We start from the raw sequence: 22734 nt of genomic DNA on the forward strand, positions 1-22734 counted from the left end.
AGCAACAGGGAACGCTCATGGCGCTGGAAATCAAGATTCTCGACTATGGTGATATCGAGCTCGAATCGAGCTTCCTCGTGCTGGGCCGCGACTGCGGCCGCACCCGCCGGGTGCTGACGCTCGGCTTCCTGATCCTGGGCGGACCGTATCCGGTCGTGGTCGACACCGGCTACCGCTCCAACCAGATCATGGAGACGCTGGGCATGCGCGGGCTGCAGTACCATGAGAACATGATCGGGAACCAGCTGGCGCGGCATGGCGTGCGCATGGGCGACGTCCGTTATGTCTGCCACACCCATCTGCACATCGATCATGCGGGAAAGGACGATCTGTTCCCGATGAACACGACGGTCGTGCTCAACCGCCGCGAGCTTGAATATTCGGTGTCCGGGCTGATGCACCCGCAATATCCGGCGCCGGACATCAAGCACCTGATCGACCGGCTGCACACCAAGAGCGCGCTGCGCTTCCTCGATCTCGAGCTGACCGGACCTGTCGAGCTGATGCCGGGGGTCTATTGCGATGCCGCCAATGCCCACACCGAAGGCTCGATGAACATCCACGTCCACACCGCCGACGGCATCGCCAGCATCTGCGGCGACGTGATCTACGACTTCAACGACCAGATCGTGACCCCGTTCAACGAGATCCAGGACGCGGAGCCGCGCACGACCGGCAATCACGGCACCTCGAAGCGCGCCGAGAAGGCGGCGATCAAGAAGCTGCTGTCGAGCTCCCGCTATCTGTTGCCGGTGCATGATCGCCCGGCCAAGATCGAGGGCGGCGTGGTGACAGGGCGGTTGCACGACCAGGTGCCGGGTCCCATCGTGCAGTCGCTGCCGCAGCGGCAATGGTTTCCGGCGTAGTCGGCGCGAGGATCGGCCATGACCCATGTGACCTTGCGCCCTGAATTCGAGAGCTTGATCGACCCCTACGCACCGGTGTCCCAGGTCGCGACCGGCTTCGACTTCACGGAAGGGCCGATCTGGCACCCGATCGAGCATTTCCTGCTGTTCTCCGACATGCCGGCCGACGTCCGCCGCCGCTGGGACGCGAAGCGCGGCGTGGTCGAGATGCGTCGGCCGTCGAACAAGTGCAACGGCATGACCTATGATGCCGACCTCAATTTGATCGTCTGCGAGCACGCGACGTCGTCGCTGGTGCGCGAGCGGCCCGATGGCCGCCGCGAGATCCTGGCCTCGCATGTCGACAACCAGGAGCTCAACAGTCCGAACGACGTGTGCGTCCATTCCAGCGGCGCAATCTACTTCTCCGATCCCTGGTATGGCCGCATGCCGGTCTACGGCGTCGAGCGGCCGCGCCAGCTCGGCTTCCAGGGCGTCTACCGGGTGCCGCCGGGCGGCGGTCCGCCGCGGCTGCTGGTCGATCGTTATCTGTTCGACCAGCCGAACGGGCTGTGCTTCTCGCCGGACGAGGCGCTGCTCTATGTCAACGACACCGTGCAGGCGTTGATCCGCGTGTTCGACGTCGGTAGCGACGGGCCGCTCTCGAACGGGCGCGTGTTTGCCAGCGGCATCCGCTCCGAGCTGGAGCCCGGCGTGCCCGACGGCATGAAATGCGATCAGCGCGGCAATGTCTGGGTGACCGCGCCGGGCGGCGTCTGGGTCTATGCGCGCACCGGCGAGTTGCTCGGCAAGGTGCGCGTCCCGGAACTGGTCGCCAATCTCGCCTGGGGCGGCGCCGATTTTCGCACGCTCTATCTCACCGCGACGCATTCGGTCTATGCGATCGCGACCAAGGTCGGCCCGCGCCACGAGCCCTATATGAGGGCCCAGACGCGGGGGGCTGCGGCGGGCTCGTCCCCATCCAGCGCGACGTCCACAGGCGCGCCACCGGCGCCGCTGCTGGCGTCGGGCGACATGCAGCTCGATCCGCGCCGCTGCGCGATGATCATCCAGGATCTGCAGAACGACGTCATCATGGACGGCGGCGCGTTTGCCGATTCGGGGGCTCCCGGTCATGCCAGGCAGCAGCGCGTCGTCGACAACGTCCGCCGGCTTGCCGAGGTCGCCCGCGCGCGCGGCGTCGTCATCGTCCACGTCTGGTTCGTGGTCGAGCCGGGCGCGCCCGGCGTGACGTTGAACGCGCCGCTGTTCGAGGGGCTGGTCGACAGCAAGGCGATGGTGCGCGGCAGCTGGGGGGCTGCGCCGGTCGCTGGGCTGGAGCCGCGGAGCGGGGACTTCGTCGTCGAGAAGATGCGGATGAGCGCCTGGGAGGGCACGCGGCTCGAGACCATTCTCAAGGCCACCGGGCGTGACGTGATCATCAATACGGGGGCCTGGACCAACATGTCGGTCGAGCACACCGCGCGCACAGGGGCCGACAAAGGCTACTTCATGGTGGTGCCGGAGGATTGCTGCTCGACGATGAACGCGGACTGGCACAATGCGTCGATCAACTTCGCCATGCAGAACGTTGCTGTCGTGACCAGGGCCGACGCAGTGATCAGGGCGCTGGGGTGAGACATGCCCAAGCTGCTGCATCTCGTCGCCTCGCCGCGGGCAGATTCGGAATCCAGCGCCGGCGCGCACGCCTTCCTCGACCGCTTCAGGCAGGCGCGGCCGGGCTGGGACGTCGACGAGATGAATCTGTGGCGCGAGAAGCTGCCGGAGTTCGAGGGCGAGATTTTGCAGGCGAAGTATGCCCGCACGGGTGGACGCGCCTTCACCGATGGCCAGCGGGAGGCGTTCGCGGTGGCCGAGCGCATGGCGGTGCGGCTCGATCTGGCCGAGCGCGTCGTGATCTCGACGCCGATGTGGAATTTCGGCATTCCCTACAAGCTCAAGCACTGGCTGGATATCATCAATCAGCCGGGCCTCACCTTTCGCTTCGATCCGTCGCGCGGCTACCTGCCACTTCTGAAGGATCGTCCGACGCTGGTGATCCTCGCCAGCGGAGGCGACTTCACCAGCGGCATCAGCCGGGGGCGCACCGATCTCGCGACGCCCTATTTGCGCGAGGCGCTGCGCTTCATGGGGCTTCGCGATCTGCACTTCGTGGCGATCGGGCCGGCCGCGCACACCGGCGTGGCGCGTGAGCGGGCGCACAGGCGGCTCGTGGAGATGGCTGCACGGTTTTGATATGACATGAAGAGGCGGGCCCGCTGCGCGCATCGCGTCCGAGGTGCCGGTGGTTTCGTCCCTCGACTGGCGTCCTGTGATCGTGCTCTCGACTGATCCAGCCGCAGAAAGAATTCAACCGATAAGGTCGACTGCGGCTCCCGCCGCGTCGATCAGGTGGACACGGTCGACCTCGGTGCGCGGCAGCAGCGTACGGATCTCAGGCTCCGACATCAGACTAAACGCGGTCGAAAGCGCGTCGGCCGCCGTGGCATTGCCGGCGACCGTGGTCACGCTGCGATAGCGCTGCGCGCAGCCGCCGCTGTGCGGATCGAACAGATGATTGAAGCGGCCGTGCGGATCGAAGCGGAGGCCATAGGCGCCTGACGTCGATACGGCCCGATCGATGATCGGTAGCATCGCGGCGATCCGATCGGGAACGTCGGGGTCGGCGATTGCGATCTCCCAGGGCCGGGCGTCCGGCCGCGCGCCGATGGCGCGGGCTTCGCCCATGTCGACCAGGCTCTGCTGCACGCCTTCGCTGCGCAGCAGGTCGACGATCCGATCCGTGACATAGCCCTGCGCGATGCCATTCAGGGTGAGCGCCGTGCCGCGCGGCATGACGATGCGATCGCGGCTGACGCTGAGCCGCTGATGGCCGACCCGCGCCAGCGCCTCTTGTACGGCCGCCTGCGGTGGGCCGTCGGGATTCGCATCGGGGTGCGAAAAATGATCGGCATAGAGCGTCCACAGCGGCTGCACGGTCGGGTCGAAGCGGCCGTCGGTCAACGCGGCGTAGCGCTGCGAGAGCGTGAGGATGTCGACCAGCTCCGGCGCCGGTGCGACCAACACGCCGGTGCGGTTCAATGTGACCAGCGCCGAGTCCTCAAGATAAAGGCTGAACAGGCGCTCGAGTCGCCGTGCTTCGCTGATCGAGACCTGGATCACCCGCTCGGCCTCGCGCCGGTCATGGTGATGAAGCTTGATCGTGGCAACGGCGCCGAGCAACGTGCCGCGCCATTCGACGAGGCCAGCGGTGCTGCCGGCCGCCTGCCTGCCGCAGGGTGCGATCGCAAGGCCCGCCAGTGCGGCGCTGATGCGGATGAAGCGCCGACGCGAGAGCTGATTTGTCATCGTCGCACCTCAGTCGTGTCCTTGTGGCCCGGCTCGTTCGTGCCGGCGTTGTCGTCGGGGGAGCTCAGCACATAGTCGCGCGGCACCTCGGTGAAGCCGACGATTCGACCGCCGTGCTCGGCCGCGAAGCGCTCGGCGGCGCTCCGATCCGAGAACGGTACAGCCTCGTCGCTGCCCATGCCGCTCTTGAGGCGGCTGCCGATCACGAACACCGCCTTGCGGGCTTCGACCCAATTGTCGGCACCCGGATTGTCCCAGCTCGCGGCCTTACCCATGTCGGAGACGTAGATCGCCTGGATGTCCTTGGGCTCGTCGGGCAGCATCGTGAAGGCGATGGCGTCGCGGGCCGAGGAGAACCACACCGGCTCGATCAGGCTGGCGGCGAAGATCTGTCCCTTGGGACCGGAATGCTCGAGCAGGTTCATGCCGCAATAATGCCCGATCGCCTCCGCCGTCAGCTTGATCGGCGGCGGCGGCGCGGCGGCCTGCTTGTCGTCGCAGGCGCCGAGAGCAAAGGCGGCGATGAGCGCGCAGGCGAAAGCGAGGCGTTTCATAGCTCCCTCCGTGAGAAGGCCAGCGCGGCGCCGGCGAGCGGTACCAACGTCCACAGCACCAGCGCCGCGAGCAGCGCCTGCACCGACAGCGTGCTGCTGCCGGCGAGCCCGGCCATGCCGGAGAACAGGCTGACATTGGCGAAGCCGGTCAGGTTGAAAAGCCGGTAGGCATCGGTCGGATTGAGCAGCAGCAGCGCGCTGAGCACGCCGCCGGAGACGTTGCGGCCCTGGTCGATCACCAGAAGGCCGAGCAACGCCATGTCGTAGATCAGGACGAGCACGAGCCACAGGCCGATGCTGACACCCGCTGCGGTGCCGCGGTCGCGCACGACGGCGCTGACGAGATAGCCGATTGCGACGAACACCGCGCCAAGCAGAACGGAGGAGCCGATCATCGCGGCGAAGGCCGCGAGCCCGTCGCTGTCGAAGTGGCTGCCGGCGATCAGCAGCGCCACCGCGGCGGCGCCATAGCCGAGGCAGGTCGCGAAGGCGAGCACCGCGAGATGACCGAGGAACTTGCCGAGCAGCACCTGCCAGCGCGCTACGGGATAGCTGAGCAGCAGCAGCATGGTGCCGCGCTCCATGTCGCCGACGATGGCATCGTGCGAGATCAGAAGCGCGATCAGCGGGATCAGGAAGATGGTCAGGCTCGACAGGCTGACGATGACGACATCGAGCGCTCGCGCGCCGACGGTACCGGTCGGCGCGCTGCCGAGGAAGGTCAGCGACAGCGCGAGTCCGGCCAGCAGCAGGGTCGAGGCCAGCACCCAGCGATTGCGGATCGCCTGCTGGATCTCCTTGGCGGCGATGGTGATCACGCTGGTCATTGCGGGTGCTCCGCGTGGCGCAGGAAATGCGCGTAGAGCTCGTCGAGACTGGGTGGAATGAGCTCGAGATCCTGGACGGCGGTGGCGTCGGCCGTCGCCAGACGCAGCAGCTCGATCTTCTCGTCCGGCGCTGCGTCGATCTCGACGATGTGGCCGTTCACCCGGCGATAGGACGCGGCCGGCGGGAGCCAGGCCGGCGGGCCCGACGGCGGCAGGGAGGCGACCTTGACTCGAATCCGGGTCGGCAATCGCGCGAGGCGGCGCAGCTCGTCGAGTGTGCCGTCGGCGACCTTCAGGCCGCGGTTCATAATGATGACGCGGCCGGCGCGTTCCTCCAACTCGGTCAGCGCATGCGACGACAGCAGCACCGTCGTGCCCTCGGCGGCGAGCCGCTCGATCACCTCGTAGAAGGTCTGGCGGAGCTCCGGATCGAGACCGCTGGTCGGTTCGTCGAGCAGCAGCACGCGCGGGCGGCCGATCAGCGCCTGTGCCAGCCCAAGGCGCTGGCGCATGCCCTTGGAGTAGGTGTTGACGCGGCGCTTTGCGGCATCGCCTAGTCCGACGACGTCGAGCAGCTCGAGGGCCTGTCCGACCGGCTCGCGCTTGAGCCGTGCGTAGAAGGTCTGGGTCTCGCGGCCGGTAAGGGCGGCATCGAAGGCGACGTTCTCCGGCAGGTAGCCGAGGCGGCGCCGCGAGGAGAACTCGCCGGCGGCTGGATTTTCACCGAGTACGGCGATGGTGCCGCGGGTGGGGCGGATCAGCCCGAGCATCATCTTCATCAGCGTCGTCTTGCCGGCGCCGTTGTGGCCGATCAGCGCCACCATCTCGCCGGCGGCGAGATCGAACGAGACGCCCCTCACGGCTTCGACCTTGCCGTAGTGCTTGATCACGTCGGCGACATGGATCGTCGCGGTCATCGAGGCCCGCTTTCTGCAGCGGCGCGGCGCGCCGGCGGCGATATCAGGGGATGGCTGTCGACGACTCCGCCGGGCAGGATCGCGGGAAACTGCGCCTGCGCCCAGCGGATCACCTGCACGGCTGGGCTGTTGATCAGGACCTTGGCGGCCGGCGCGGTCCACAATACGCGGTCGATCAGATCATTCGGCCGATAGGCGGTGTCGGCGATGCCGTCGCCGTTGAGGTCGAAGCCCGGGTTGTCGCTCCAATAATTGCCGCGGCCGTTTTTCGACCAGTCGAGATGGCGGGTGCCGACATACTTGATCTGGCTGGCATTGTTGACGAAGGCATTGCCCCTGATGTCGTTGCCCTCGGAGCCGGCGGTGAAGTGAACGCCGATCTCGCACCCTTCGAACCAGTTGTCGGTGATATGGTTGTTGTTGGTGTTGTAGATGAACACGCATTTCTCGGGACCGGGACGGGCGCCGGCGGTCGGCGTGGCCGTGCTCGCATCGGCCTGCGGCACGCCTTCGTCGGTGCCCCGGTTCTCCGCGGTGGCCCAGCGGTCTGCCGGCTGGAGCCCGCCGATCACGCTGTTGCCGGAGATCTGCGAGCCATTGGCCGCGTTGAACAGCAAGCCGCGGTCGCGGTCGTGATCCGAGACGTTATCCCTCACGACGAGCGCCTTGGAGAACATCATCGCATAGCCGATGATGTTGCGGGTCGAGACGTTGCCGGAGATTTCGCTGTCGTTGGTGTACATGAAGTGCACCGCGAAGCGCAGGTCGCTGAAGCGATTGCGGCTGAAGACGTTGTTGCGGCTGGTGATGGCGAACACGCCATCGCGGCCGTACCGGAATTGGTTGTCGATCACCTTGGCGCCCGGCGCGTTCCAGACGGAGACGCCGTTGCCGGTCACGCCGCCACGCGTCGCGCGCAGGCCGATGATGCTGTTGTGACGGACCATGGCGTTGGCCGATCCGTGCAGATAGACGCCGAACAGATTGCCTTCGATGCGGTTGTTCTCGATCAGTGCGTCGTGCGCGGCCTGCTCGACGAAGATGCCGGAATCCATCTGCTCCAGCGCACGGCCGGATCCGTCGATGGCGAGGCCGCGAATGACGGTGCCCGGCGCCGCCACGGTGATGACGCTGCCCTCGCCGCCACCGCTGATCACGGCGCCTGGAGCCCCAGCCAGCGTCAAGCGGTGGCTGATCCGTAGCGGTCCGCGATAGGTGCCGGTGGCGAGCGCGATCTCGTCGCCGTCGGCGGCGCGGTCGAGCAGGGCCTGCAGGTCGGTGGTTTCAGCTCCGACCTGCAGAGTCGCCGCCTGGGCGCGGAAGGGCAGGCCGGCGACGACGAGCGTCGCCAGCCCCAGAGTCTTGATATGGCGCATGCGCCGCATCGCTCACGCGTTCCGCGGCGAGACCAGCATGCGTCCGCGCATTTCCATGTGCATGGCGTGGCAGAACCATGTGCAGAAATACCAGTACACGCCGGGCTTGTCCGCGATGAACGTCACGGACGAGGTCTGCTGCGGATCGATCTCCATGTTGACGCCGTAGTTGACGATGCAGAAGCCGTGCACCAGGTCCTCGACGTCGTCGATGTTGGTGACATAGACGGTCACCTCGTCGCCCTGCTTGACCTCGAACTTCTCGAGCGCGTAGGCAGGCGCGCTGGACCACATGTAGACGCGCACCTTGTTGCCGTCGCGGATCACCTTGGCGTCGCTCTCCAGTGTGACGCCGTCGGCCGCGGCCTGCTTGCGGGCGTCGGCGAAGAACGGGTCGTCGCGCTTCCAGATCGAGGTCACGCGCCCCTCGAGCTTGGAGCGATGCACGATCACGGCGTCGTGCGGCTCGGCGAAGCTCGGGCCGTCGTGCACCAGCTCCATCTTGTCGCCGGAGATGTCGATCAGCTGGTCGTTCTCCGGCTTGAGCGGGCCGACATTCAGGAAACGGTCCTTGGAGAACTTGTTCAGCGACAGCAGCCATTTGCCGTCGGCTTCCTTGGTCTCGCCCATCGAGGCGTGGTTGTGGCCCGGCTGATAGTGGACGTCGAGCTTCTGGATGATCGGGTTGACCTTCTCGCCCTTGAAGGCGCGCTTGGCGAGATCGAGGCTCCATTTGCAGACCTGGCTGTCAAGGAACAGCGTGGTGTAGGCGTTGCCGCGGCCGTCGAAGGCGGTGTGCAGCGGCCCGAGGCCGAGCTCCGGCTCGGCCACGACGACATCGCGCGGCTTGATCTTGTCGTCGAACAGGTTGTCGATCAGGCGGACGTCGATCACGGTGACCGTCGGCGCCAGCTTGCCATTGGCGACGACATGGATGCCGTCAGGGGCCGTGTTGAGGCCGTGCGGGCTGTTCGAGACCGGAACGTAGCGGGTGTAGGGCGAGCCCTTGCGGCCATCGATGACGGGAACGCCGTTCATCTCCTTGAAGTCTCCCTTCTTGACGGCCTCCTCGATGCGCTTGATGTTGAAGATCGTCACCCAGTCCTGCTCGCTCGCGGTCATCTCGGCGAGCGTCACGCCCTTCTCGGAATTGTAGCAGGTCGCGAAGGCATATTTGCCCTGGTAGTCGCAATCGGTGTTGTCGAGATTGCCGTCGACGATCACCTGCCAGGCAACCGTCATGGTGTCGCCGTCGACGGCCGAGAACATCGACCAGTATTTCGACTTGTCGTCGAGCACCTTGCCGTCGTTCGGCAGTGGCACCTCATATTCGCCGTTGCAGAACAGGTAGCCGGTGCGCGGGAATTTCTGCGGACGCATGCCGTGGATCGTGTACTGGTTCGGCAGCTCGATGATCTTGTCGCACTTCATGACGTCGGTGCGAATGCGGGCTAGGCGGGTATTGGCCTTGTCGTTGATGAAGACGTAGCGTCCGTCATAGGTGCCGTTGGTGAACGACATGTGTGGGTGGTGGCAGTCGCCGTTCATCCAGATGCCGAGCCGATCCTTGAGCCGCTCGCGCGTCTCGGGCAGCAGCCCCTCGGTCATGATCTTGCGGCTCTCGTTGGTCTGGCCCCAGCCAGTGGCGCTGCACCGGTTGAAGACGGGGATGCGCATCAGCTCGCGCATCGACGGCATGCCGACGATGCGAAGCTCGCCGGTCTGGCCGCTGGAGAAGAAGACGTAGTATTCGTCGAGCTGACCCGGCGCGACCTCGGCCTTGCCCCCGCTCTGTCCAGCTCGCGCCTGCGCCGCGGCCGGTGTCGTCTCGATGCTCTTGCCGAGGCCGATGCTGCCGGCCACGCCGGCCGCGCCCAGTGCGGCGGTGCCGACGATCTGCCGGCGGCTGAGTTTCGTCTGGTCGTCGTCGTGCGCCATCGTCGTCTCCTTATGATGGATGGGTGAGATCGTTGGATTGGGCCGGCGCCGTCGTCGGCCGGCCGGCGTGGGTGATCACGGTCTTCGGACCGGATTTGGCGGCGCGCATCGACGGCGATGACATCGCCTCGAACTTCTCGCGCTTGAGCCGGACTTGGATCATGTGCGGACAGCGCTGGTCGTCGTAGTAGAGCTCCTGGCAATGCATGCAGTAGATGCACTCATTGACGTTGATGTGTCCCTCGGGATGGATCGACTGCACCGGGCATTCCTTGGCGCAGCGCTGGCAGGGCGAGCCGCACTCCTTCCAGCGGCGCAGCCATTCGAAGGTGCGGATGCGACCGGGAATCGCGAGCGCGGCGCCCAGCGGGCAGAGATAGCGGCAGAAGAAGCGTTCGATGAACAGGCCGATGCCGAGCAGCGCCGCGGCATACAGCACGAACGGCCAGCTGCGCGAGAATTTCAGGATGATCGCCGTCTTGAACGGCTCGACCTCCGCGACCTGCTCGGCGAGCGCGACCGAATACAGCGACAGCCCGAACAGGCCGAGGAAGATGATGTATTTGATCGGCCACAGCCGCTCGTGCAGCCCCCAGGGCACCGTGATCTGCGGCACCTTGAGCCATTTTGCCACTGTGTTGGTCAGCTCCTGCAGCGCGCCGAACGGACAGAGCCAGCCGCAGAACGGCCCGCGGCCCCAGAACAGCAGTCCAGCCGCCGTTGCCGCCCACAGGATGAAGATCAAGGGCGCTGCGAGGAAGAACTCCCAATGGAAGCCGGTCAGCAGCGCGTTGATGAAGGTGACGACGTTGACGACAGAGAGCTGGGCGTTGGCGTACCAGCCGAGCCAGACCAGCACGAACAGGAGATAGGCGCGGCGGACCCAGGTGTAGAGCCGGGGACGGCGCACCAGAATGTTCTGGAAGAAGAAGATCCCGGTGAGCACGGCCAGCGCGAGCGCGGTGATGCCGATGGAGACCGTCTGCGAGCGCCAGATGCGCATCCATAACGGCTCTTCGGTGTCGTCAGTGACTGGTTGCGCGGTGGCCGGGGCGGGCTGTGCGGCCGTCGCCGGCGTCGCAGCGGCGCGCGTCTCGTGCTTCAGATAAACGTCTGGAACGGTGTAGTCGACATCGAAGGTCAGGAACGCCTTGTCGTGGCTGCCGGTGCTTCGTTGCACCAGGAGCTGGAGCTGCCATGGCTCGGTCGGGTCGAGCGTGAATTCGGGCGGCGTGACGAACAGCCCGATCTCGCGCAGGGCAGGGGCGCCGGCGGCCGCCAGCGCACCGAGTCGCATGTGGTTCTTGTCGCGGAACCGTGTGCTCCCTCCCTCCTGCAGCACCTCGATGCGGTCGAAGATGCCGCCCCTGACATAGGCGGAGCCCTTGAACGAGTAGACGCCGTCGCCGGCGACGACGATCGCCTGCTGTCCGGGCTGCAGCCGCTGCTTGAGTCGCTGATAGCCCTCGTCGCCGAGCAGGCTGCGGCCGATGGTGGGCACGCTGGCCATGGCCACATAGAGATCGATGAAGGTGTCGCCGGCATCGCCGGGCTCGGGATTTTGCGCGGCCGCCGCATTGCCCGACTTGGCGAATGCGTCGTTGACGTCGCCGATGCTGAGATGCAGGCGCCGCACCGAGCCGTCGCCGAGCAGGCTGCCCCAGTCACGGATCTCGCTCTTGTCGGGATCGACCGTCCTGGTCACGCCCGGCTGTGCTGTGGCGGCGCTCGCCGCAGCGCCGGCACCAATGCGGCCGCTGCGGATCAGGCGCGTGGCGGCGCGCACGATGCTGTCGTGCATCACCAGCACGGTGACCGTGGCACCCGAGACGATGTCGGCCTGCGGCGCATGTTCTGCGCCGTGCGCGATCGGCGTCATGTCCTTGCCGAGCAGGCCATTGAGTGCGGCAACGATGCGTGGCTCGGGAATGCCGATCAGCACGATCGGCTCCTTGTGATCGACCAGCTTCAGCCCGGTGATGACGCCCTTGGGATCGATGCCGACGAGGATGTGGATCGGCTTGCCCGAATAGCCGACGGAATTGGCGAAATCGGAGTTGAGATAGACGTAACCCTTGAGCTGATCGCCGCGATACACCGGCATGATCGGCGGCTCGCCTTGCGGCACGCCGAAACGATCCGCATCGGGGAAGAGCTCGCCCGGCGTGATCTTCGAGAGGTAGGTTGCGAGATCGCCGGCAGCATGTGCTGCGCGCGGGGCCGCGATCGTGCAGAGCCCGATGAGGATTGCTACCAAGATAGCAGGCATGCGCCACCGTTTGGTGGCGACATCACTCGCAACCATGATCACCTCAAGCGGAACGGCCGGCCCACGAAGGGCCGTATTCCAGTCAGGACTGTTTCGGGGAAGGAAGGGATCGTCGCCATTGACAATCCCGGAGCAAATAGAGTCGGGCTAAATTGACTCCTTATCGTGCCGGTTGTCTAGTGGGTCGCAATCCGACGGACGTTGCGCTGGATCAAACAGGCCAGGACAATCAGGCAGACTATCATATGTTGTTGTCACGCACGCTTTCGCTCAAGTCGGAACCGGCCGGGAACCTGCATTCGATTGACGAGCTGTTCGCGCTCGCCAATGCGATGGAGCAGGAGGCGGCCGATCGCTACGACGAGCTGTCCGGAGAGATGCAGCGTCAAGGCCGGCTCGATCTGGCCGACGTCTTCGCGAGGTTGGCCGCGGCCGAGCGCGAGCATGTCGACAGTGTCGCGCAATGGTCGCAAGCGCGAACGGGGCGTGCCCCCGATGTGTCGCTGGTGCGCTGGCAGCCGCCGGAGACCTTTGAGCCCGGCGCGGCGCGCGAAATCCAGGACTCACGGCTGATGACGCCGTACCGCGCGCTGTCGATGGCGGTGCGCAACGAGGAGCGGGCCTTCGCGTTCTGGTCCTATGTCGCGGCATTTGCCGATGATCCCGAGGTCAAGAAGGCGTCCGAGGCCATGGCGCGAGAGGAACTCGGTCACGTCGCGACGCTGCGCAAGGAGCGGCGCCGTGCCTATCATCTTGAGGCCGACGCCAGGCGCGCGGCGACGGTGGCGTCGGACACGGGCACGATCGACGCCGGCCGGCTGGAACGCCGCCTCGCGGAACTGCTCGGCGCGATGGCTGCGCGCGCCGCTGGCCGCCCGGCGGATCGCGTGCGCGAGCTTGCGTATGAAGCCGCGGCAATGGCATCGGAGGTTGCGGACCTGCTGCGCCTGCCGGCGGCGCTCGCGCAAGCCGATGCAGCCGTGCTGGCGGAGGCGCTCGCGGACGCGTATCTGGAGCATGCGGAGCGAGCGACCGAACCGGACCGGCTCGATCTGATGCAGCGGCTGGCGTCGCAGGCGATCGCCCGGCTGGCCTGGCTGCGGTCGCTCGGTTGAGTCCAACTTCAGAGCTGCTTGGCGAAAGACGAGGGTCGCCCAGCCAGGCTGGGCGACCCGATCATGATGAGGCTTAGTTGCGGGTCGGCGCCGGCACGGCGGTGCGGTTCGCCGGCACCGTGACGGGCTGGAAGGAAAACACGTCGCGGCTGCGCGGATCGACGGTCACCTTGACCCAGCGCACGTCGTTGTTGCCGTTGCCCTGATTGTCGCCGAACGTTTCGACACGAACGAAGTTCTCCAGCCGCTGGCCGGCACTGTTGAGGAACGGCTGGTCGATCCGGAAGTAATGGGAATCGCCGTGGACGTAGGCGACCGGCTTGCGGAACGCCTCGACTTCGGTGCGTAAGGCGGTCAGAAAGCTGATGAAGCCGTCCGGCTGCCCGTCCGTCTCGGCGAGCGTCTTGGGATCGCGCAGCGGCGCGCGCGTGGGATCGGCCTGGTCCCAGCCCGGGTTGCCCTGGGTGATGAACATCACCGCAGCGGAATGGCGCTTCCTGGCCTCTGCGAAGGTCTGCTGCATCCAGAGAATCACGGCTGCATTGCGCGCGTTGTATTCGTCCGGATCTGGATTGGTGTCGCAGAGATTGTTGCAGGAGCCCTGGATGTTCAGCGTCGCATAGGTCACGCGGCCAACGGTCCAGCGGCGATTCTCGACGCAGCCGACCTTGGTGCCGTTGGCGCTGAGACACAGCGGATCGGTCTGCACCTCCTGGCGCAGCTTGCGCTGGCCGAGCGAGAACGGCGTCGAGAAGAACACCTTGCGCTCGTAGTCGAGCCGGTCGCGTGAGTTGAAGCCGCCATTCGAGGGGCGATCGCAATCGACCCAGTCGTTGTCGCCGGGCGTGAACATGGCCGGCGCCTCGAGGCTGTTGAAGAAGGCGAGCGCCTGGGCATAGAGGCCGGCGTCGCAGGCGGAATTGGAGCCCTGCTTCAGGTCGCCGTCATGCGCGGTGAACTTCAGCCGGTGGGCGTTCATGTCCGCGATCAGGTTCGGGACGCCGACGGTGGCCTGCAGCGTGGAATAGGGTAGGTCGCCCCACAGACCGATGGCGTAGCTGTCGTCGTCGTCGTCGTCGAAGCCGTGATCGTGCGCGAGGCTTGGCGCGGCAGCGGCGAACGCGAGCAACAACATCGTGACAGACAATGTGAGCAGTTCGTGAAAGGCAGATTTGAATGATGATCGAAGTGACATTCTACAAGATCCCCCAAGACCTCGGTTGCATCGCGCCGCTTCATTAAGCGGCGGCGGGACGATGCGGAGGGTCGATAACGGGGGCGTGACGATCGGCTGACAATCCGCTGACGGCGTCACGATGTTGCAATTCGGTGCACCATCAATGTCGTCCGCCGCGGACAATGCACAGAAGGGCCCGCCGCAACGTGTGCGGCGGGCTGTTCTTGACAACGGCAGACTCCCGTCGATCAGCGGTCGTCGCCGTGTCCGTGCTCACCGTGGTCGTGATGATGCCAGCCGCCGTCGTGATCGTGATCGCCATCGTTATCGCTGAAGGCGAACAGGTTCATCAGGTCGCCGATCGCCGGACGGTTCTTCGGCACGTAGCGGTTGTCGTCCCGATCATGAATCGGGTTGGGCAGCCGGTCGCGGCTGACGGCGGAGATCGTGGGCAGCCGCCAGTTGCGCTCGATGAATTTCAGCAGCGAGACGTGATCGTAGTAAGTGTGATCGATATGGCCCTTCTTGGCCAGCGGCGAGACCAGGATGAAGGGAATGCGGGTGCCGTCGCCGAGGAAGTCCACCGGCTGGACATAGCCGGAGTCGTAGTAACCGCCGCCCTCGTCCGTCGTGATGAAGATCGCGGTCTTGGCCCAGAGCTGCGGGTTGGCCTTGACGCGATTGATCAGGGCCTCGAGGAATTTTTCGTAGAGGTCGGTGGTCGAATCGGCGGGATGCCCTGCGAGCGCCTCGAACGGACGCACGAACGACACGGCGGGCAGCGTGTTGTTCTGCACGTCCTTCACGAAGGCGCCGTAGTTCTGCAGCTTGGCTTCCTCCGTCGGAGTCTTCATGATCTTGTTGAAGCCGGTGAGCGGGTCGCAGATGCCGCAATAGGAGTGGAACAGCAGCGGCACGCCGTCGACGCTCTTGGCGAAGGTGGTGGCGTCGTCGCCGCGATCGGCGCTGTAGTACTTCCAGGACACGCCCTTTGCCGTCATCACGTCAGCGATGGTCGGCGCACTCTGCGGCGGCAGCACGAACTTGTCGGAGCCGAGCGCATTCGGCTTCGCGCTGGTCTGGTTCCAGAACATGCTGTAATTGTTGACGAGATAATAATGGTTCGACGCGCAATTGTTGCTGGTGACGCCGTTCTTGAACAGCTGCTCGTTGATGGCGGCGACGCCGGGCGCTGACGGATCGGAGCAGTTGACGTAGGAGCCGCCGCTGTAGCCGTCCTGCTTGTAGTAGTTGTTGGTGCCGGCAACCGGATCCGGATTTTCGATCTGGTTGGCATAGGGCACGGCCGGGGCGCCGTTCAGCGTCTCGGGGTTGGTGAAAAACGCGGCGTGGCCGGTCACGAGGGCCTGGAAGTTGGCGCCGGTGCCGCCCATGATGGCCTGATGATAATTGTCGCTGATCGCATATTCGTCGGCGAGCTGCTTGAAGAACGGCGCGTCACCGGGCTGGGCCTTGCCGGCGGCATCGGTGAACGGGTTCATGTTGTAGAAGCCCATCGAGATGGCGCCTTCCATCGGGTTGAACCCGCCGGCCGGATAGGGCTGTCCGTTCGAGCCGGTGCCGATGGTCTGCTCGACCCACACGAACTTGTCGTGCTTGCCGCCGTCGATGTCCTGCCACATCTGGAAGAAGCGGTGCACCGGATCGCCGGTATAGGCGGCGTAGGAGACGTATTTCGAAATCTGATACGGGCCATTGGGAAGATTGGCCGGGAAGCGGGTGTCGAGGACGTTCTGCGGCAGGCCGATTCCATATGTGGTGTAGGGCTGCGGCAGCGTTGCGTAGGCGCCGGTGGACGCGGTCTCGGCACTGTAGCGAGCCTCGTCGCGACCGATCCGCTGTTCCGCCTTCTTGAAATGCCGCCCCGGCGTGCCGTCCTCGTTGACGATGCCCTTGCTGAGCAGATTGTCGATGGCCTGACCAGCCTTCGGCTTGTAGGTGCCGAACAGATTGTCGAAGGTGTGGTTCTCACCGACGATGATGATGACGTGCTCGATCGGGGTGCTGGTCGCCGCGCCGGCGAAGGCTGGTGCGACGCTGGTCGCGGTGAAGACGGCGGTGGTCGCAAGGGCGAGCGCCTTGGACCGCGTGACTGTTCTGGTCATGACATCTCCGGACGGAGTGGGGTGGTGGCGCGCGCTTACGAATGGCTGCTCGCCTGCGGCAATTTATCGCGGCAACAAATTGCAACGTGGTGTCGGTCTTGCTTCGGTTTTGTGAAATGCGCGCGAGACGCGCATTTGCGTAGATGCAGGAGACGCACGGCGCAGCATCGTGCAGGCCCGGCATCACATGCCGGCGGGCCTTCGCTCATCGCCGCAGGAAGCCGGCTCGCTCTGAACTCTGAAGAAGATCGCCGATCGGCGATGCCGGTCAGAGCTGGCCCGGGATCCAGTCCAGCGCGAGGGCCTGGCCTTGGGCGATCTGGCTGGCCGACATCTTCGAGGCCACGGCGCTGCGAAGCCGCAGGAAGTAGCTGCGCTGGGTCGACTTGGCATGTCCGGCAGCAAGGTTCAGCCATTTGTAGGCGAGCACGACGTCCTGTGGAACGCCATGACCCTTGTCGTACATCAGGCCGAGCATCGCTTGGCCGAACGGATTGCCGGCTGTGGCGGCCTGGCAATAGAGATCGCTGGCGACCTCGTAGGCCTGCGGGGTTCCAAAGCCGTTTTCATACATGAAGCCGAGCATCGCCTGAGCGCGTGGATCGCCGCGCAGGGCAGGCGGGGTCAGCACGCGCACGGCGCGGACGAAGTCGCCGCGCGCATAGGCGATGCGTGCGGTGCTGACCGAATCGGCGCGAACGGGCGAGGCCAGTGCTCCCAGCAGCAGGATGGCTGCGGAGCAGGCGATGGCGAGGCGCCCCATCGTCGGCCGGATCACTTGGCTGGGGTCAACGGGTGGTGCGGACACGCAAATCATCCGTGATGCTCGCTCCGACTGATCCGCGGAGCTTGGAACGGAGTTCTTCTGCGACCTGATGCGCATCGCTGCCGTCGCGAATGATCTGCGGCCGGATGAAGATGATGAGCTCGGTGCGCGTGCCCTTCTTGCCCTGATGCGAGAACGCGTCGCCAAGAACTGGAATCTCGTCGAAGCCCGGAATGCCGTTGCGATTGCCGGTCTGCTGCTCGCTGATCAGGCCCGCCAGCAGCACGGTCTGGCCGTTGGCGACGGAGATGGCGCTCTTGACCTTGCGTTGCGACACCGTCGGCGTGAGACTCGCGGCGGTCTGGGCCGCGACGTTGCTGATCTCCTGCTCGACCTCGAGCCGCACATTGCCGTTGGCGGCGATCCGCGGCACGACGCGCAGGATGATGCCGGTGTTGCGATAGTCGATGGTGTTGACCACCGTGTTGCTCGACGACAGTACGGTCGCGCTGCCGGTCGATACCGGCACGACGTCGCCGACCTGCAGGGTGGCGGTCTGGTTGTTGATCACGACCAGCGAGGGATTGGAGAGCACCTTGACGCTGGTGACAGTATGGAGTGCGTCGAGGATCATGTTGGGCGAGGCTTCGTGTCCGATCAGGAAGTTGAAGCCGGGCAGAGCGCGGTTGATCAAGGCCGTCGTCGCCGCGGATGTCGTGGCCGTGGCCACCGACGTGGTTTGCGTATTGGTGATCGATCCTTTGTCGGTCCCGAGGCCGAGCACCTTGCTCGAAAGATAGGCCTGCACGCCGTAGGACAGCTCGTTGGTGAGCGTCACTTCGGCAATCGTGGCGTCGATCCCGACCTGCAGCACCGGCTGGTCGAGCTGCTGCAGCGTGCTGGAGATGATGCGGTAGTTCTCGCGGTCGGCATAGATGAGCAGCGAGTTGTTCACCGTGTCCGGGGTGATCCGGACATTCGGCATGATGGCCTGGCCTCCGCCGGCACCACTGCTGCGTGGCTCCAGCCCGGTCGAGGACGGCGTACTGCTGGAGGACGACGTGCTCGAAGATGACATGCTCGAGAGACCACCGCCTTGGGACCGGCTCGCCGGATTGGCGCTCGAACTCGATGATCCCGCTGCATTGGTGTTGAAGGAGAGCCGATCGGCGACCGACGTCGTCGTGCCGTCGGACCCCGGCGCGGTCTGGCCGTCGGCGCCGTCGGTGGAGGACGAGCCGGCGCCGCCGAACATGTCGGTGAGCACCTTGGCGAGCTGGCGCGCGTCGCCGTAGCGGACGCGGTAGACGTGGACGCTGGTGCGCCCGGAGTCGGCCTGGTCGAGCCGGCGGATCCAGGTCGCCGCGCTCTGCAGCAGCGCCGGCTTGCGCGTTACGACCATGATCGCGTTCAGGCGATTGACGACCTGTAGCTTGACCAGGCTCTGGCTCAGCCCGTTCTCGCCGGAATCCATGATCTTCTCCAGCTCCGCCATCAACGGCTCCGGCGCCGAATTGCTGACCGGGAAGATGCCGACCGACTGGCCGCGCATCCAGTCGACGTCGAAGCTCATCACTGTTTCGATCGCGGAGCGTCGCTCGGCTCCTGTGCCCTGGATCAGCAGCAGGTTTCGGGTGGTGTCGGCGCGCACGCTGCCGGCCCGGGTCGCGAAGCTGTCCATCAGCTTGAGGATCGTCTGCGCGCCGACATATTGCAGCGGCACGACGGAGACGCCGTAGCCGGGCTCGGCGCGGCCGGCCTCGCCGTCGACGCGTCCGGCGCCGATGGCGTCGCCGAGCGGAGTCAGCTTGTAGCCGCCGCCTTCGCGGACCAGCACGACGCCCGACAGGCGCAGCGCGCTCTCCAGCACGAACAGGATGTCGGATTTCGGCACCGGCCGCGCCGACACCAGGCTGACGCTGCCCTGCACGCGGGGATCGATCGAGTAGCCCGCGCCGAGGATGTCACCGATCACGACCTTCGCGACCACTGCGATCGGCGTGTTCTCGAAATTGAGGTCATAGCCTTTGCCATCGGCCGCCGGAAGCGGCCTGACCTCGGCGACCTCCTGAACCGTGGTCCCCTGATAGGTCCGCGCGCTCGCGCGCTCGACCTCGGGGCGTCCCTGGATCGATGCGACCGGTGCATTGTCGCGCGGCAGGATATCGAGCGAGCGCACCTTGTCGATGACGTCGACATCGGCCGGCGCGCTGGCCTGGGAATTGAGCGTTGCCATGTTGCAGGACGCGAGCAGCACCGCGATGGTCAGCAGCCAGGCATGTCTGACAACCGCAGCGGACTGGCTTCGATTGCCGATACGAAACATGGACTTACCGATCTACTCGTGTTGACCGGCCGAACCAGGATCGCGCCTCGTTCGACCGCGCAGCCTGCATAGCGGTCCAATGTGACACTTATGTATCTTTGCCTGATGCCGCCCGCCTTTGCGCGACATGTGTGTCGGAAATGTCCGCGCCGTCCACATTCGTACAGCCGTCATGTTCGCGATCAATAACGTCGGTCGCCAGTTGCGCCGTGCCGAGACGTAGAGCCGGCACGGGCGCCACCCGGATCACGCCATGAGCGGTACACTGTCGACCCAATTCCATGCCTATCTTCGCGAGCGCCATCCCCTGGCGGCGGGCGAAGGCGGAGCTGCGGGCGAAACGCAGAGCGCGCTCTGGGACAGGTTCGGCCTGACCGCCGACGTTTTCGCGGACGAGGTTGCCGGCTTCACCGGACTGGAGCGCGTCGCGCTGCGCGAGCTGATGGCGGCACTGCCCGCGGTGAGTGAGTTCTCCGATCGCTTCCTGCGCGAAGTGCTCGGCTATCCATACAAAGACTCTGACGGCGCCGCCGTGTTCGCGATGGCCGACCCGACCGATCAGGCGGTGCGCCGGGCCGCCGAGCTGGTGCTCGGCCCGCAGACTCTTTTCAAGGTCGCCTCGCATGAGGATGTCGCCGTCGTCCTCGACCAACGACTTGGTGATTCCGACGAGGCCGAGATCTCGCCGGCGCAGGAGCTCCGCGACGACGACATCGAAAGTCTGCGCGATCTCGCGAGCGGCGCGCCGGTCGTCCGCGCGGTCAACGACCTGATCGAGAAGGCCGTCGAGATGCGCGCCAGCGACATCCACATCGAGCCGTTCTCGACCGGTCTCGTGGTCAGGCTGCGGGTCGACGGCCTGTTGCGTCCGATCGCGGCGCCTGCGGGCGTGCTGCCGCAGGCGGTGATCTCGCGCATCAAGATCGTCGCCGGTCTCAACATTGCCGAGCGGCGTCTGCCGCAGGACGGGGCCGCGCGCATTCGCGCCGGCCGAGCCGAGATCGACGTCCGTGTTGCGATCATGCCAACCCAGCACGGGGAATCGGCGGTGCTGCGCATCCTGCCGAAGGATCGCTCGCAGCTCGTGGCGAGCCGTCTCGGCCTCTCCACGCGCGATGACACCGCGCTCCGGCGCCTGATCACGCTGCCGCACGGCATGATCGTGATCACGGGGCCGACCGGCAGCGGCAAGACCACGACCCTGGCGACGATCCTGTCGATGCTCAACACGCCGGAGCGCAAGATCCTCACCGTCGAGGATCCGGTGGAATATGAGATCCCCGGCATCAATCAGTCGCAGATCAAGCCGGCGATCGGGCTGACATTCGCGAGCGCGCTGCGCTCCTTCGTGCGTCAGGATCCCGACGTCATCATGGTCGGCGAGGTCCGAGACAGCGAGACGGCACATGTCGCCGTCCATGCCGCGCTGACCGGCCATCTGGTGCTGACGACGCTGCACACGGAAACCGCGGCGGCTGCGGTGCCGCGCCTGCTCGACCTCAGCGTGGAAGGCTTTCTGCTGCGATCGACGCTGCGCGCGGTCATCGCACAGCGGCTGGTGCGGCAGCTCTGCGACCATTGCAAGACGCCGAAGCCTCTCGATGACGAGGCGTGTCGCGATGACCCGCGCCTCGGTCATCTCGGCCTCGTGCCCGGCGACATCACCTGGCATCCGACGGGATGCGAGCGATGCGGTCAGAGCGGCTATCGCGGCCGGGTCGGCGTGTTCGAGCTGCTCGAGCTGACCAGCAGCCTGCGCGAGCTGATCGCTGATAGTGCCGACGGTCTCGCGATCGATCGGCTCGCGATCCGGGAAGGCATGACGACGATGCTTGACGACGGCGTCGCCAAGTGCCGCGCCGGCGTCACCTCGGCCTCCGAGCTGCTTCGTGTCCTCGTGGCGCGGTGAGGTGGATCGTGCCGAGCTACCGCTATCGCGCCCTGACGCAGTCCGGTGAAATCGTCGTCGGATCTCTCGACGCGCCGTCGCGCGGCGAGGTCGAGCGGCGCATCTCCTATCTGCAGCTGCTGCCGATCGAAACCGTCGAGGAGACGAAGGAGCGGACGGGCGGCGCGTCCGGACTTTCCTTCGGCGCTCCGTCCGCGGCCGAGGTGACCACGTTCACGCGCGATCTGGCCCTGCTGCTCAAGGCCGGCGCGCGACTCGACGACGCGCTCGATCTGTTGTCCGGCGATTCCGACATCGGCCGCCTGCGTCCCGTGGTGGCGCGGCTGCGCGCGGCGATCATGGCCGGTGAAAGCTTCGCCGACGCGGCGGCTGCCCAGCCGCAGCTGTTCTCGCCGATGTATGTCGCGCTGATGCGCGTCGGGGAGGCGTCGGGAACGCTCGATCATGTGCTGACCGCGCTGGCCGGCGAACGCGAGCGCTCGGAGGCGACGCGCCGCAAACTGACCGACGCGATGCAGTATCCCGCCTTCGTGTTCCTCGCGGCGATCGGCGTAATGCTGTTCTTTCTCGTGGCCGTGCTGCCGAACTTCTCCGCCGTGCTGCGCGACTTCGGTGGCCGTGCCGATACCGCGCTCGGCTTCTTCATGACGATGTCGGATCTGCTGCGCGCCAATGCAGCTGCGATCACGCTCGGCTGTGCGGCGCTGCTTGCGGCAGGCTGGTGGCTGTTGCGTCAGCCCGCGGTTCGCGCCGGCCTGACCAGTGTGCTGGCGGTGACGCCCGGCATCGGCAGCCTCCTGCTGTTCTATCGAACCAGCCTGTTCTGCCGCAATCTCGGCCTGCTGCTCGGCTGCGGCGTCAATCTGAGCGCGGCACTGCGCATCCTCGTTGACGTGATGGCGGTGACGTCGTCGCGCGCGCCATGGTCGGCGGCGGCGGATCGCGTCCGTCACGGTGGCAAGCTGTCCCAGGCGCTGTCGGCCGACAACACGCTGCCGCCGATGGCGCTGCGCATGCTGCGGCTCGGCGAGGAGACCGGCCAACTGCCGACGCTGTCGACCCGGATCGCAGAATTCTACGAAGCCAAGCTGCAGCGGGGACTCGACCGTGTCGTCGGCATCGTCGGTCCCGCCGCCATTCTGCTCATCAGCGTGGTCGTCGGTGGCCTGATCGTCTCGATCATGACGGCCCTGCTTTCGGTGACGCAACTGGTCGGCTGA

17 protein-coding genes are annotated in these 22734 nt (G+C 65.9%); 6 read left to right on the plus strand and 11 right to left on the minus strand.

From position 1 onward, the window contains the following. The first annotated feature begins 17 nt into the window (after nt 1–17). From QX070_RS23665 to QX070_RS23675, 3 genes are read left to right on the plus strand one after another with little or no spacing between them, the layout of a single operon-like run. Nucleotides 18–866, plus strand: coding sequence for an MBL fold metallo-hydrolase (locus QX070_RS23665; RefSeq protein ID WP_315739542.1), 849 nt, complete (start codon nt 18–20; stop codon nt 864–866). An 18-nt stretch (nt 867–884) separates the two neighbouring features. Next, nucleotides 885–2483 carry an isochorismatase family protein gene (locus QX070_RS23670; RefSeq protein WP_315739543.1) on the plus strand — a complete coding sequence of 533 codons (1599 nt, stop codon included), beginning with the start codon at nt 885–887 and terminating at the stop codon, nt 2481–2483. A gap of 3 nt (nt 2484–2486) precedes the next feature. Further along, nucleotides 2487–3101 (plus strand): FMN-dependent NADH-azoreductase, encoded by a 615-nt coding sequence (locus tag QX070_RS23675; protein WP_315739545.1) that lies wholly within the window; start codon nt 2487–2489, stop codon nt 3099–3101. 114 nt (nt 3102–3215) lie between these two features. On the opposite strand, the gene QX070_RS23680 is transcribed toward QX070_RS23675, so the two are convergent. Genes QX070_RS23680 through QX070_RS23710 form a run of 7 tightly spaced genes read right to left on the minus strand, consistent with a single transcriptional unit; the run spans nt 3216 to nt 12131 of the window. Further along, the gene (locus QX070_RS23680) at nt 3216–4214 is read right to left on the minus strand and encodes an FAD:protein FMN transferase (protein ID WP_315739546.1); all 999 of its coding nucleotides are present in this window, start codon (nt 4212–4214) and stop codon (nt 3216–3218) included. Next, entirely contained in the window at nt 4211–4768 is a 558-nt protein-coding gene (locus QX070_RS23685; protein WP_315739547.1) for a nitrous oxide reductase accessory protein NosL, read from the minus strand. Before QX070_RS23685 ends, QX070_RS23680 begins: the two co-directional genes overlap by 4 nt. Then, on the minus strand, nt 4765–5595 hold the full coding sequence (locus QX070_RS23690) for an ABC transporter permease (protein ID WP_315739548.1): 831 nt from the start codon (nt 5593–5595) through the stop codon (nt 4765–4767). Before QX070_RS23690 ends, QX070_RS23685 begins: the two co-directional genes overlap by 4 nt. Then, entirely contained in the window at nt 5592–6512 is a 921-nt protein-coding gene (locus QX070_RS23695; protein ID WP_315739549.1) for an ABC transporter ATP-binding protein, read from the minus strand. The genes QX070_RS23690 and QX070_RS23695 overlap by 4 nt, the downstream gene beginning before the upstream one ends. Then, complete coding sequence (locus tag QX070_RS23700; protein WP_315739551.1) at nt 6509–7897, minus strand: nitrous oxide reductase family maturation protein NosD; 1389 nt, start codon at nt 7895–7897, stop codon at nt 6509–6511. Before QX070_RS23700 ends, QX070_RS23695 begins: the two co-directional genes overlap by 4 nt. Nucleotides 7898–7900: 3 nt before the next feature. Then, the gene (gene nosZ / locus QX070_RS23705; RefSeq protein ID WP_315739552.1) at nt 7901–9826 is read right to left on the minus strand and encodes a TAT-dependent nitrous-oxide reductase; all 1926 of its coding nucleotides are present in this window, start codon (nt 9824–9826) and stop codon (nt 7901–7903) included. 10 nt (nt 9827–9836) lie between these two features. After that, a complete protein-coding gene (locus QX070_RS23710) occupies nt 9837–12131 on the minus strand; it encodes a 4Fe-4S binding protein (protein WP_409999182.1) in 2295 nt (764 codons plus the stop codon). Between the two features lie 209 nt (nt 12132–12340). On the opposite strand from QX070_RS23710, the gene QX070_RS23715 reads away from it, so the two are divergent. After that, a complete protein-coding gene (locus QX070_RS23715; RefSeq protein ID WP_315739554.1) occupies nt 12341–13210 on the plus strand; it encodes a ferritin family protein in 870 nt (289 codons plus the stop codon). 73 nt (nt 13211–13283) lie between these two features. Here the strand turns inward: QX070_RS23715 and QX070_RS23720 are convergent, their stop codons facing one another. From QX070_RS23720 to gspD, 4 genes are all read right to left on the minus strand, one after another. Continuing rightward, nucleotides 13284–14405 carry a hypothetical protein gene (locus QX070_RS23720; RefSeq protein ID WP_315739555.1) on the minus strand — a complete coding sequence of 374 codons (1122 nt, stop codon included), beginning with the start codon at nt 14403–14405 and terminating at the stop codon, nt 13284–13286. A 230-nt stretch (nt 14406–14635) separates the two neighbouring features. Continuing rightward, nucleotides 14636–16513 (minus strand): alkaline phosphatase family protein, encoded by a 1878-nt coding sequence (locus QX070_RS23725; RefSeq protein ID WP_315739556.1) that lies wholly within the window; start codon nt 16511–16513, stop codon nt 14636–14638. 268 nt (nt 16514–16781) lie between these two features. Further along, nucleotides 16782–17330 carry a tetratricopeptide repeat protein gene (locus QX070_RS23730; RefSeq protein WP_315739558.1) on the minus strand — a complete coding sequence of 183 codons (549 nt, stop codon included), beginning with the start codon at nt 17328–17330 and terminating at the stop codon, nt 16782–16784. Further along, nucleotides 17302–19605 (minus strand): type II secretion system secretin GspD, encoded by a 2304-nt coding sequence (gene gspD / locus QX070_RS23735; protein WP_315739559.1) that lies wholly within the window; start codon nt 19603–19605, stop codon nt 17302–17304. The genes QX070_RS23730 and gspD overlap by 29 nt, the downstream gene beginning before the upstream one ends. A 253-nt stretch (nt 19606–19858) precedes the next feature. On the opposite strand from gspD, the gene QX070_RS23740 reads away from it, so the two are divergent. Further along, complete coding sequence (locus tag QX070_RS23740) at nt 19859–21514, plus strand: GspE/PulE family protein (protein WP_315739560.1); 1656 nt, start codon at nt 19859–19861, stop codon at nt 21512–21514. An 8-nt stretch (nt 21515–21522) separates the two neighbouring features. Then, nucleotides 21523–22734 carry a type II secretion system F family protein gene (locus tag QX070_RS23745; RefSeq protein ID WP_315739561.1) on the plus strand — a complete coding sequence of 404 codons (1212 nt, stop codon included), beginning with the start codon at nt 21523–21525 and terminating at the stop codon, nt 22732–22734.

Origin of the sequence: Bradyrhizobium sp. SZCCHNR1093, from assembly GCF_032381175.1 — a bacterium.
Classification (GTDB): Bacteria; Pseudomonadota; Alphaproteobacteria; order Rhizobiales; family Xanthobacteraceae; genus Bradyrhizobium.

Excerpts from the sequence above, each read along its gene's own strand:
- QX070_RS23720 (WP_315739555.1), bottom strand. The coding sequence starts at position 14,405 with ATGTCACTTCGATCATCATTCAAATCTGCCTTTCACGAACTGCTCACA.
- QX070_RS23675 (WP_315739545.1), top strand. The coding sequence starts at position 2,487 with ATGCCCAAGCTGCTGCATCTCGTCGCCTCGCCGCGGGCAGATTCGGAA.
- QX070_RS23700 (WP_315739551.1), bottom strand. The coding sequence starts at position 7,897 with ATGCGGCGCATGCGCCATATCAAGACTCTGGGGCTGGCGACGCTCGTC.
- QX070_RS23670 (WP_315739543.1), top strand. The coding sequence starts at position 885 with ATGACCCATGTGACCTTGCGCCCTGAATTCGAGAGCTTGATCGACCCC.
- QX070_RS23680 (WP_315739546.1), bottom strand. The coding sequence starts at position 4,214 with ATGACAAATCAGCTCTCGCGTCGGCGCTTCATCCGCATCAGCGCCGCA.
- QX070_RS23740 (WP_315739560.1), top strand. The coding sequence starts at position 19,859 with ATGAGCGGTACACTGTCGACCCAATTCCATGCCTATCTTCGCGAGCGC.
- QX070_RS23715 (WP_315739554.1), top strand. The coding sequence starts at position 12,341 with ATGTTGTTGTCACGCACGCTTTCGCTCAAGTCGGAACCGGCCGGGAAC.
- QX070_RS23695 (WP_315739549.1), bottom strand. The coding sequence starts at position 6,512 with ATGACCGCGACGATCCATGTCGCCGACGTGATCAAGCACTACGGCAAG.
- QX070_RS23665 (WP_315739542.1), top strand. The coding sequence starts at position 18 with ATGGCGCTGGAAATCAAGATTCTCGACTATGGTGATATCGAGCTCGAA.
- gspD (WP_315739559.1), bottom strand. The coding sequence starts at position 19,605 with ATGTTTCGTATCGGCAATCGAAGCCAGTCCGCTGCGGTTGTCAGACAT.
- QX070_RS23730 (WP_315739558.1), bottom strand. The coding sequence starts at position 17,330 with ATGATTTGCGTGTCCGCACCACCCGTTGACCCCAGCCAAGTGATCCGG.
- QX070_RS23710 (WP_409999182.1), bottom strand. The coding sequence starts at position 12,131 with ATGGTTGCGAGTGATGTCGCCACCAAACGGTGGCGCATGCCTGCTATC.
- QX070_RS23725 (WP_315739556.1), bottom strand. The coding sequence starts at position 16,513 with ATGACCAGAACAGTCACGCGGTCCAAGGCGCTCGCCCTTGCGACCACC.
- nosZ (WP_315739552.1), bottom strand. The coding sequence starts at position 9,826 with ATGGCGCACGACGACGACCAGACGAAACTCAGCCGCCGGCAGATCGTC.
- QX070_RS23685 (WP_315739547.1), bottom strand. The coding sequence starts at position 4,768 with ATGAAACGCCTCGCTTTCGCCTGCGCGCTCATCGCCGCCTTTGCTCTC.
- QX070_RS23690 (WP_315739548.1), bottom strand. The coding sequence starts at position 5,595 with ATGACCAGCGTGATCACCATCGCCGCCAAGGAGATCCAGCAGGCGATC.